Raw genomic sequence first — 9,087 nt, forward strand, 5'->3', positions numbered from 1 at the left:
CTCAAATCGTCCCGAACCGGCCCCCTCTCCGGCTGAAAGTACTGATGGAGATCAGGACACAGCCTCTATTTCAGGCCTCTCCCACAGATCTGAAAATGACAATAGAAGTCAAAGAAGCGCCCCTGCTTCAATCTCCCCCAGTTCTCAATCAGATTTAAGTGATAGTATTTTTGAGCAGAGATCTCAACGAGGTGATTCTGAATCTCGAACAATAGATAATTCCCCTAGAAGCTCAAGACATTCTTCTGCACAAGATCATGATGATGATTTCGTTAGTTTAAATAGCAATTCATGGACAGGGGTTGGTCTTCATCCTGCAGATGATAACATAGAAGAAGTTCCATCTCGTGCAGATGCCTTGTTTCATGACAATAGTAGACAAACTCCTAGGCAACCGGCTGCTGCATCCCCACTTTCACCTAGAAGCGCTTCACCTGAATCCATCCAAGAAAATCCCCTGTTGAATGCAACTAACTCAGATCTTTTTAAAGCGTTACTAAAACACAGATTCACAAATGATCTTGACCTTGTTTTGACATATGAATCAATTCAGGTGAATGCTACAGCTCTTATTGATTCTATAAAAGAAAAACTCCCCCGAGCTACTTTAAGGGGAGAACAAGGAGAATTAAATGAACTTCTTGGTCAACTAACAGAATTTCTAAGCATTTCAAAAACAGATTTTGAAGATTATTTAAGAATATTAAAACGAGATGGGATTCGAAAAGAGATCATTAATCGTGATACGGAATTAACCGTTGGAAATCTCATAATGATTATTAACGCACGACATGATGATGATCATCGTTAACTCGACTTTGTACATTTTTCGGACGCAAGTTTTGCAAGATTTTGACATACAATCGGTTACTAATTCCTGCAATCGGCTTGAACACGCCATTACAGGAATTAGTAACCGATTGTATGTCAAAAGATTGTGAAAATCGCGCCGAAAAATGTATAAAGTCGAGGTTAATAAGCCTGAGAACTTCCACAGCTGCATGACCCTTTGGCATTGGGATTTGAGACTTTAAATCCCGATCCATTGAGGCCATCGAGGTAGTCAATTTCACAACCCATCAAGCGAGAAAGCATCGAGCGATCGACGTGGATGGATATGCCGTTAGATTCAAAAATCTCATCCTCATCGCTTGGGAGCTCTGAGTAGTCGAGAAGATACTCATACCCACTACATCCACCCGGTTTATCTCCAAAGCGAAGGGCATACCCTTCTTTTCCCTCTTCTTTGAGAATCTTTAAAAACTTATCGGCAGCTCTCTTTGTCATTGTAATCGTAGAGAGATCAATTTCCTCTTCTAAAATCGCATTGAGATTGCCAATAAGGGAATCAATATCCTCATCAGAGAACCCATGCCCAAGCATCCCCGCCTCGAGAGTCTCCCATGTCGAGGCCGAACAGCCGACACAGTGAAGACCTGAGTTTGTCAATTCCTGAGCAAGCTTTTGGCTTTTTTCGGGAAAGGTCGAAAAAATATCATCTATCGTCATTTCTCGTGTGATTTGGTCGCTCATATTAATACCTTACCTTGACACATCCGCCTTTGATTTTACACTGACAAGCAAGTCTCTCTTGGTCCATGTCCCCTAAGAAGTCTTCCTCTTCCTGAGTGAATTCAGAGAGATTTTCCATTCCCTCCTCGACCTCAATAATACAAGTCCCACAAACGCCTTCTTCGCACCCAAAAGGAACGCCGTTTTCTTCACAAAAATCCTTGATTGCAGCACCATCGGGAATTTCTACGGGATCTTCATCATTGAACTGTATTTGGGCCATTTGAGAGAGTCACTCCTTTTAATGGGGACTATTAAAGCGCAAAGAATGAATATTTTCAATAGAATAATTTTTTTTAATCGGCACTGAGCATAATGATAATCAATTGATTTTAAGCGGTTTAAAAATAAAAAAGCAGCTGTTAAAAGCTGCTTTTTTGAACTAAGGAATGAGTTTAAAATCCTACCAAGATAGATCCTGATCCTCAAGGCGCCTTGCCCGCTCATATCCCTCTTGTGAATTCTCGCTGATCACCTCTTCAACGGTTTCTTTGAGTGTTTGAACCCCGTGTGGAAAACCGCAATCGATCAGAATCTGATTTAAATAAATCAGCTCCATCTCAAGATGGTCTAATTTAGACTCTAGAGCCGCAACACGTGCTCTCAGCTGCATATTATCATCCGTTGTTTCCATGGGACTATCCTCCCTAGTTATTATATTTTATTATCTATGATGAATTGCTTCATCTTACCCTCCAATTATATCAATATTATCGATAATGTAACAGTTAATTAATTAAAATAATTTCTTTACCTAATTAATTAAAAATCAACAACTAACATTAGAATTAAATCATCATTTTTGATAGAATATTTACATTGATATTAATAAGACGTAATAAAAAGAGGATATTATGAAATTAACAGAGGCATATGCTGCCGCTACGGGCTCACATAAGGAGCATAACCTTGCTCCCTTGTTCGGAGTTAATCAGGCAGATCGTTCATCAATCGCCATCCAAAAAGATCCCGCGCTTGCCGGGATGGGATTTATTCAAGATCTCAAATATTATGGGGATTTGGTGGTTCAGTCCATCAATTCGGCCCACTTCATGACAGGTGAGCTTTTCCATCTCGATCGCATTACAACTCCCGATGAGGCGCCTAAAGCTAAGAAAATGTTGAATCAATTAAAAAACTGCATGATCGATGGGATGAATGCGGGACAAAACGCTTCTCGCTTTTTAGCTCAAGCTCTTTTATCTTGTTCATCGGCTCAACCCTTTGTAAATCATACCTTCACACATATTCCCGCCGCGATTGCAGCCGCTTCCATTCGCTGTATTGGGTTTGTTGCAGCCGGAGCCATGGGAATTGCCGGAGGCGTTTTAGGAATCACCCTTGGGGCCGTATTAAAACCATTGCTCAGCTTCTCTATTCGCCTTGTTGTTGACTTCCCCCGCATCTCATTAATTGCTCTTGGAAAAGTCAAAAACGTTGCAATGATCATTCTCTCTCTAGTTGGTATGACACTCGGTCTTGCCGTAGATAGCGTTCGATTCTCATTTGGTCTTCTCCGAGCTATTTTTGTTTTAGCAGGAGCTGTTACAGCCATTGAATCAGAATTAGAAAGAAAAGAACAGGCTGAGCTTCTCGGAGCTAACCATAAGGCCACAGAAGCTTATAGAGACTTCCGAACTGCATATAAAACACTCGACCTTCAATTGAAACAAGAAGTTGCCGGTCGATCGTTAGCTATTCAAGGTTCTAGGCTTCTTATTAGCAGTGTTGCTGCCCTCTTTGACTGTAAAGATCCTTTCTATATCGATAGCAAAAAACCTATTGCGCCGACTATGGTCACTGCCCAGCTGACATATGCTCAATGTTTCTTCGGAGAAGAGCCTAACATCGTAAAAGCACAACATGAAGATTATATCAGCTCCGTTAAGGCAACTATCGATATAGCTAGGGGAGGAGATACATCCCATGAATCGGCAGGTGCTTTTCTAGATAGCTTTAGACAAGCACGTTCAAGCCCTAGATCGAACCCTTCAGAGGGTGCTTTCAGCAGCAATTCTAGTCTCAGTTCTTTAGGACTAGATTTTGATAGTTCACCGGCTGCTGCAGCAACTTCAAACTCTAGAGAAAGAGCAAATTCTTTTTTAGATGCAGCACCTGATCGCTCCTCGGACAATGTGAGTACACGCTCTATAGAAGAGTAATTAGCATTGTATTTTCTAAACGAAAGGAACCAACTTTAGGGTTGGTTCCTTTTTTTTATGTGTGGATGGGTTTTTCAAGCGCGGCTTCTTTGATGGCTTCGGCGAGGGTTGGGTGGGCGTGGGAAGTGTGGGCGATATCGCTTGTTTTGAGTTTTTTGTGGAGGACAAGGGCGCATTCGTGAATTAATTCGCCGGCATTTTCTGCAATGATATGGGCACCGAGAAGATGGCCTGTGCTCGCTGTGATGAGTTTCACAAACCCTGCGTCGGCATGAATGGCTCGGGCTCTTGAGTTGGCTTTGAGCGGGAATTTCGATGTCGTATAGGAAATCTTTTTCTCTTTGAGCTCTTCTTCCGTAAACCCGACTGAGGCGACTTCCGGCGAGGTGTAGATCACACTCGGGATTGCGATGTACTCGATATGCGCCGTTTGACCTGCAATGAGCTCTGCTGCTGCTATTCCCTCTTCTGAGGCTTTGTGGGCAAGAAGCGCACCTCCTGCGACGTCCCCAATCGCATAGATGTGCGGTTGGGTTGTTTGGAAGCGGTTATTAATGGGGATAAAGCCCTTGGGATCAGGGGTTATTCCGATCTGATCCAGGCCGAGATTTTGAGTATAGGGGCGACGCCCCACGGCAACGAGAAGATGTGTTCCCGAAAATGTCTGAGAGCCGCTCTTAAGTGTTAGACCTTCTTGGGTATCAGCCGACTCAATTTTAGTGTTGAGGTGAAAAGAGAGGCCTTGACTCTCGAGGATTTTTTGAAAAGAAGCAGAGAGTTCGCGATCAAGCGTAGGACAAATGCGATCCAAAAACTCGACAAACTCAACTTGACTCCCAAGGCGAGCATAGACACACCCCAGCTCAACACCGATCACTCCGGCTCCGAGAACGAGTAGCTTTTCAGGGATTTCTTTGAGGGAAAGGAGACCGGTTGAAGAGAGAATACGCCGCTCATCAAAAGGGAGAAAGGGGAGCTCTGTAGGAATCGATCCGGTTGCGATGATAAAATGCTTGGCTTCATAGGCTAACTCACCCACTTTAATCTTGTGAGGTTCGATAAATACCGCATGCCCTTGAATCACTTCGATTTTATTTTTCTTCATGAGGTAGGCAATCCCCTCATTGAAGCTTTTCACAACGGACGATTTGCGTTGCATCATTTGCCCAAAGTCAAGTGACAGGTTATCGACTTTGATCCCATGCACGCCCCCTTCAGAATGGAGTAAATGATAGAGGTGTGAGGAATAAAGAAGGCATTTGGAGGGAATACAGCCTACATTCAGGCAAGTTCCACCTAGCATGGGGTCTTTTTCAACAATCGCCGTTTTAAGCCCCAGTTGTGCTGCGCGAATAGCGGCAACATAGCCGCCGGGGCCTGAACCAATCACAATGAGATCATGCATCGCTAAATCCTCATTTTTACGTAAGGTAAGTTTAAAAATCGAGAAGAAGCCTTGAGGGCTCTTCGAGGTTTTCTTTGATATGCACAAGAAAGCCTATTGCTTCCTTGCCGTCAATGATGCGATGATCATAACTAAGGGCAAGATACATCATCGGGCGAATCACAATCTGATCATCAACCACAACGGCTCTTTTTTGAATAGCGTGCATCCCTAGAATCGCGCTCTGGCCCGCATTGATAATGGGGGTGGAAACAAGAGAGCCGAAAACGCCGCCGTTCGTAATGGTGAAGCATCCCCCTTTCAGCGCATCGAGGGGAATTTTACCCTCACGCGCTTTGCCTGCATACACTTGAAGTGCCTTTTCAATATCCGAGAAGGAGAGCTCTTCACAGTGTTTAATGACGGGGACCATCAGACCACGTTCTGTCGATACGGCTACGCCAATGCCAAGATGCTCGGGATAGACGATATCGTCTCCATCAATCGCCGCTCCCACATCGGGAAAGGCCTTCAATGCATGAACGCAAGCCTTAATAAAAAACGACATGAATCCGAGCTTAACGCCATGTTTTTCTAAAAAGTCATCCTTTTCATGCGTCCGAATGCGCATCACTTCGGACATATCGATCTCATTAAAGGTGGTGAGCATGGCCGTCTCATTCTTGACCCGGACGAGATGCGAGGCGATGGTTTTGCGCAGCGAGCTCATTTTTTTCCGCCGGCCGGAAGGCGCTACAGGGTGATCGGGACCCCGCTCGGGAATCGGCGACTTGGTGAGCGAGCTGAGAAACTGATCGGGAGTTGATCGAGCCGACGGGGCTGATGGGGCTTCTGAACGGGCCGGTTGTTCGGGTGGTGGAGCGATCTTTTCAGGCTCTGCCTGTTTTGGAGGCTCTTCAGGCGGAAGGGAGGCTGTTTTTTGAGCCGAGGTGTCAATAGATCCAATCGTTTGCCCTACGCTCACCCTTGCCTCGAGATCGACCGTTAGCGACACAACACCTGATGCGGGAGAAGAAATCACTGAATTGACTTTATCGGTTTCCAATTCGATCAGATCTTCCCCTTTTTCGACATAATCCCCCGATTTTTTAATCAGCTGAACAACGACAGCCTCAGTGATGGATTCGCCAAATTCGGGCACCTTAATTTCTTCGCTCATGCAATGGCCTCATTTAAAAGTGTTTCAAGCTCACGGTAATGGAGAATAGAGTATCCGGCAGCCGGGACGGGGCTTGCAGGACGCCCCACATATCTAAAGGGATAGCGATCATTCAAGGTTTCTCTAAAATAGGTAAACATATGATCACAGGCGCCCTGATTGCGGTGCTCTTCTTGGACCCAGAGATACTCTTTTGCTTGAGAATAGCTCTCCAAAATCCGGGTGATTTTATCGCGATGTAAAGGATAGAGCTGTTCAATACGGATAATGGCAATCTCCTGCTCAAGCTTGAGCTCTTCACGTTTTTTCGTTAAATCGTAATAGACGTGGCCTGAACATAAAATAAGCCTGCGTGCATTGTGAGGTTGATTGGGATCATCAAGGACCTCCTCAAAGCTTTTTTGAGTGAGATCTTTCACTGAAGAAAAGGAGGGTTGAAAACGCAAATGGCTCTTGGGAGTCATGACAATCAGCGGTACACCGGGCTGCCGTATCGCTTGACGCCTGAGCAAGTGGAAGTATTGCCCGGCTGTTGATGGATACGCAATGAGCATATTGTCTTTAGAGGCCATTTGCAAATGCCTCTCTAAGCGCGCAGAAGAGTGCTCAGAGCCCTTCCCTTCCATCGCGTGAGGGAGAAGGACCGTTAATGCACTCGTATCTTCCCATTTATCATAGAGTGAAGAGATGTACTGATCGAAGATAATTTGCGCTCCGTTAAAGAAATCGCCATATTGCGCCTCCCAAAGCGTCAGCCCCCCTTTGTGCACCATCGAGTAACCAAGCTCAAAGCCAAGGCAAGCAAACTCCGAGAGAATATTATTGCAAATGGTGAAGCGCCCCTGCTTATCACTTAAATGTTCTAAAGGAAAATAGGGCTGTTGCGTCTCATAGTCATATAGAGCGGCGTGGCGCGAAGAAAAGGTCCCTCGGATCGAATCCTGCCCCGTCAAGCGCACGTCAATCCCCCGGTCTAAAAGAGAGGCAAAGGCGAGCGTCTCAGCAAAGCCCCAATCGATGAGCGGCTGCTCTTTTGGAGCCGTTAAAATTTGCTCCCTCGCATCTAAAATGCGCTTGAGTTTGGGATTGAGATGAAAGTCATGAGGAATGCGGCGCGCCCGCTCAAAAAGATCGAACAAAATTGACTCTTCAACACGCGTATCAACCGGTTTAAGAAGATCGAAATGAATTGGCTCTTTCATGGTGCGCTCTGTCATCGCCTTTGTCTCAGCATGCGCCTTTTCAAGGCGGGCGATAACCTCTTTTTTCATCGATTCCACTGTAGCGGCATCGAGAATATTTTCTTTGAATAACTGTTCTTTGTAGATCTCACTAATGAGTGGCTTTTGTTTAATGAACTTGTAATCAACCGGATGGGTATAAGAAACTTCGTCGGCTTCATTATGGCCAATGCGCCGATAGCAATTATAATCGATAATGACATCAATGCCATAGGTTTGACGGATTTCAAGCGCTTGGCGCATACTGCGAATGCACCCTTCGATATCCTCCCCATTCACATGAAAAACGGGGTAAGAAAAAGCGCGGGCAATCTCTGTAGAGTAATAAGTCGAGCGGGATTCGTCAGGGCCTGCCGTATAGCCGATTTGGTTATTCACAACGATATGCAGCGTGCCTCCTACCTCAAATCCGCGCACACGCGACATCTGCATCGTCTCATAGACAACCCCCTGCCCTGCAAAAGCGGCATCACCGTGGATGGCAAGAGGAAGCACTTTTTGAGCTTCTCCCAAAAGAGTTTGACGCGCTTTGGTCGCTCCCGCGATCACCGGATCTACCGACTCCAAATGGCTGGGGTTGCTGATCAGTGTCATCTTGACCGTCTTGTCTGAAGTGAGTTTCACATCACGAACAAGACCATTGTGGTATTTGAGATCATTACAAAGATCGGTAGAAGGAAGATACGTCGATTCAAACTCATAAAAGACTTCCGAGAGAGGTTTTCCCATCACATTGGCGAGCAAATTAATACGGCCGCGATGGGCCATGCCTACGACAATCTCCTCAACCCCCATTTCACAAGCCCTGTTAACCATGTCGATCACCATGGACAGAAAACTCTCTCCCCCCTCGATGGAAAAACGGGTAATGTAGGGATAGGTCTTATTGATAAAAATTTCAAGCTCTTCCGACTCAACCGTCCGGCGATAAAAACTCTTTTTCTCCTCCGGGGAGAAAGGCGCTTCAAAGCGATGCTGAAATGCCTCATAAATCGTATCCATTGTTTCCGGACAATCAATTAGAGTCGATTCAAGCCCTACCGTTGAGCAATAAAGCGCTCGAAGCCGGTCGATGATCTTTTGAAGCGGCGCATTTTTTTCAGGAAGAAGGCCAAGCGTTGGAAAATCCTGTGAGAGTTCTTTATCGGAAAGTCCATAATGATCGAGGGACAAATAGGGACAAGGCGCCGGCCTTTGCTGCTGCAAAGGATTAATATGGGCCTCTAGATGCCCATAGCGGCGATAGCCTCTTAAAAGTTGAAAAATCTTGTAGTGGCGATCGATCTCGCCTCCACCTACCCCTTCCGCACTACGCGCAAAATCAACCCCCTCAAAAAAAATGCGGAATGTCTCATCCACAGAAAAGGGGTCTTTCAAATAACTCTGATAGAGACTATCGAGATACTGAACGTTGTGCTGATGCAAAAAAGTGAATGGCTTACTCATCGAGAATCAAAAAATTAAATACTATAAGTCTGACTCATACCAATTTCGGTTATTTCACTCAAGAAGAAGCCGTTTTGACTCGATTATGAACATCATGAAAAT

8 protein-coding genes are annotated in these 9,087 nt (G+C 45.2%); 2 read left to right on the forward strand and 6 right to left on the reverse strand.

What is annotated here, in order from left to right:
* A partial coding sequence (locus K9M07_07705; protein MCF7853105.1) for a hypothetical protein occupies positions 1-811 on the forward strand: 811 nt, incomplete at its 5' end.
* Positions 812-972: 161 nt separating this feature from the next.
* Here the strand turns inward: K9M07_07705 and K9M07_07710 are convergent.
* The 3 genes from K9M07_07710 to K9M07_07720 all read right to left on the reverse strand — a co-directional run bounded on the left by K9M07_07710 (position 973) and on the right by K9M07_07720 (position 2,206).
* Positions 973-1,533, reverse strand: a complete 561-nt coding sequence (locus K9M07_07710) for an iron-sulfur cluster assembly accessory protein (GenBank protein MCF7853106.1) — start codon at positions 1,531-1,533, stop codon at positions 973-975.
* Position 1,534: 1 nt separating this feature from the next.
* A complete protein-coding gene (locus tag K9M07_07715; GenBank protein ID MCF7853107.1) occupies positions 1,535-1,795 on the reverse strand; it encodes a (2Fe-2S)-binding protein in 261 nt (86 codons plus the stop codon).
* A gap of 180 nt (positions 1,796-1,975) precedes the next feature.
* Positions 1,976-2,206: a hypothetical protein gene (locus K9M07_07720; protein ID MCF7853108.1), complete on the reverse strand. Its 231-nt coding sequence runs from the start codon at positions 2,204-2,206 to the stop codon at positions 1,976-1,978.
* A 220-nt stretch (positions 2,207-2,426) separates the two neighbouring features.
* Here K9M07_07720 and K9M07_07725 point away from each other — a divergent pair, with 220 nt between their 5' ends.
* Positions 2,427-3,734: a hypothetical protein gene (locus K9M07_07725; GenBank protein MCF7853109.1), complete on the forward strand. Its 1,308-nt coding sequence runs from the start codon at positions 2,427-2,429 to the stop codon at positions 3,732-3,734.
* Positions 3,735-3,789: 55 nt separating this feature from the next.
* Here K9M07_07725 and lpdA read toward each other — a convergent pair whose 3' ends face one another.
* From lpdA to K9M07_07740, 3 genes are read right to left on the reverse strand one after another with little or no spacing between them, the layout of a single operon-like run.
* Positions 3,790-5,139 (reverse strand): dihydrolipoyl dehydrogenase, encoded by a 1,350-nt coding sequence (gene lpdA / locus K9M07_07730; GenBank protein ID MCF7853110.1) that lies wholly within the window; start codon positions 5,137-5,139, stop codon positions 3,790-3,792.
* 31 nt (positions 5,140-5,170) lie between these two features.
* Positions 5,171-6,298, reverse strand: coding sequence for a dihydrolipoyllysine-residue succinyltransferase (gene sucB / locus K9M07_07735; GenBank protein MCF7853111.1), 1,128 nt, complete (start codon positions 6,296-6,298; stop codon positions 5,171-5,173).
* Positions 6,295-8,985 carry a 2-oxoglutarate dehydrogenase E1 component gene (locus K9M07_07740; protein ID MCF7853112.1) on the reverse strand — a complete coding sequence of 897 codons (2,691 nt, stop codon included), beginning with the start codon at positions 8,983-8,985 and terminating at the stop codon, positions 6,295-6,297. The genes sucB and K9M07_07740 overlap by 4 nt, the downstream gene beginning before the upstream one ends.
* Between the last annotated feature and the right edge of the window lie 102 nt (positions 8,986-9,087).

Source organism: Simkaniaceae bacterium, from assembly GCA_021734805.1.
GTDB lineage: Bacteria > Chlamydiota > Chlamydiia > Chlamydiales > JACRBE01 > Amphritriteisimkania.

Excerpts from the sequence above, each read along its gene's own strand:
- K9M07_07710 (MCF7853106.1), bottom strand. The coding sequence starts at position 1,533 with ATGAGCGACCAAATCACACGAGAAATGACGATAGATGATATTTTTTCG.
- K9M07_07715 (MCF7853107.1), bottom strand. The coding sequence starts at position 1,795 with ATGGCCCAAATACAGTTCAATGATGAAGATCCCGTAGAAATTCCCGAT.
- K9M07_07720 (MCF7853108.1), bottom strand. The coding sequence starts at position 2,206 with ATGGAAACAACGGATGATAATATGCAGCTGAGAGCACGTGTTGCGGCT.
- K9M07_07725 (MCF7853109.1), top strand. The coding sequence starts at position 2,427 with ATGAAATTAACAGAGGCATATGCTGCCGCTACGGGCTCACATAAGGAG.
- lpdA (MCF7853110.1), bottom strand. The coding sequence starts at position 5,139 with ATGCATGATCTCATTGTGATTGGTTCAGGCCCCGGCGGCTATGTTGCC.
- sucB (MCF7853111.1), bottom strand. The coding sequence starts at position 6,298 with ATGAGCGAAGAAATTAAGGTGCCCGAATTTGGCGAATCCATCACTGAG.
- K9M07_07740 (MCF7853112.1), bottom strand. The coding sequence starts at position 8,985 with ATGAGTAAGCCATTCACTTTTTTGCATCAGCACAACGTTCAGTATCTC.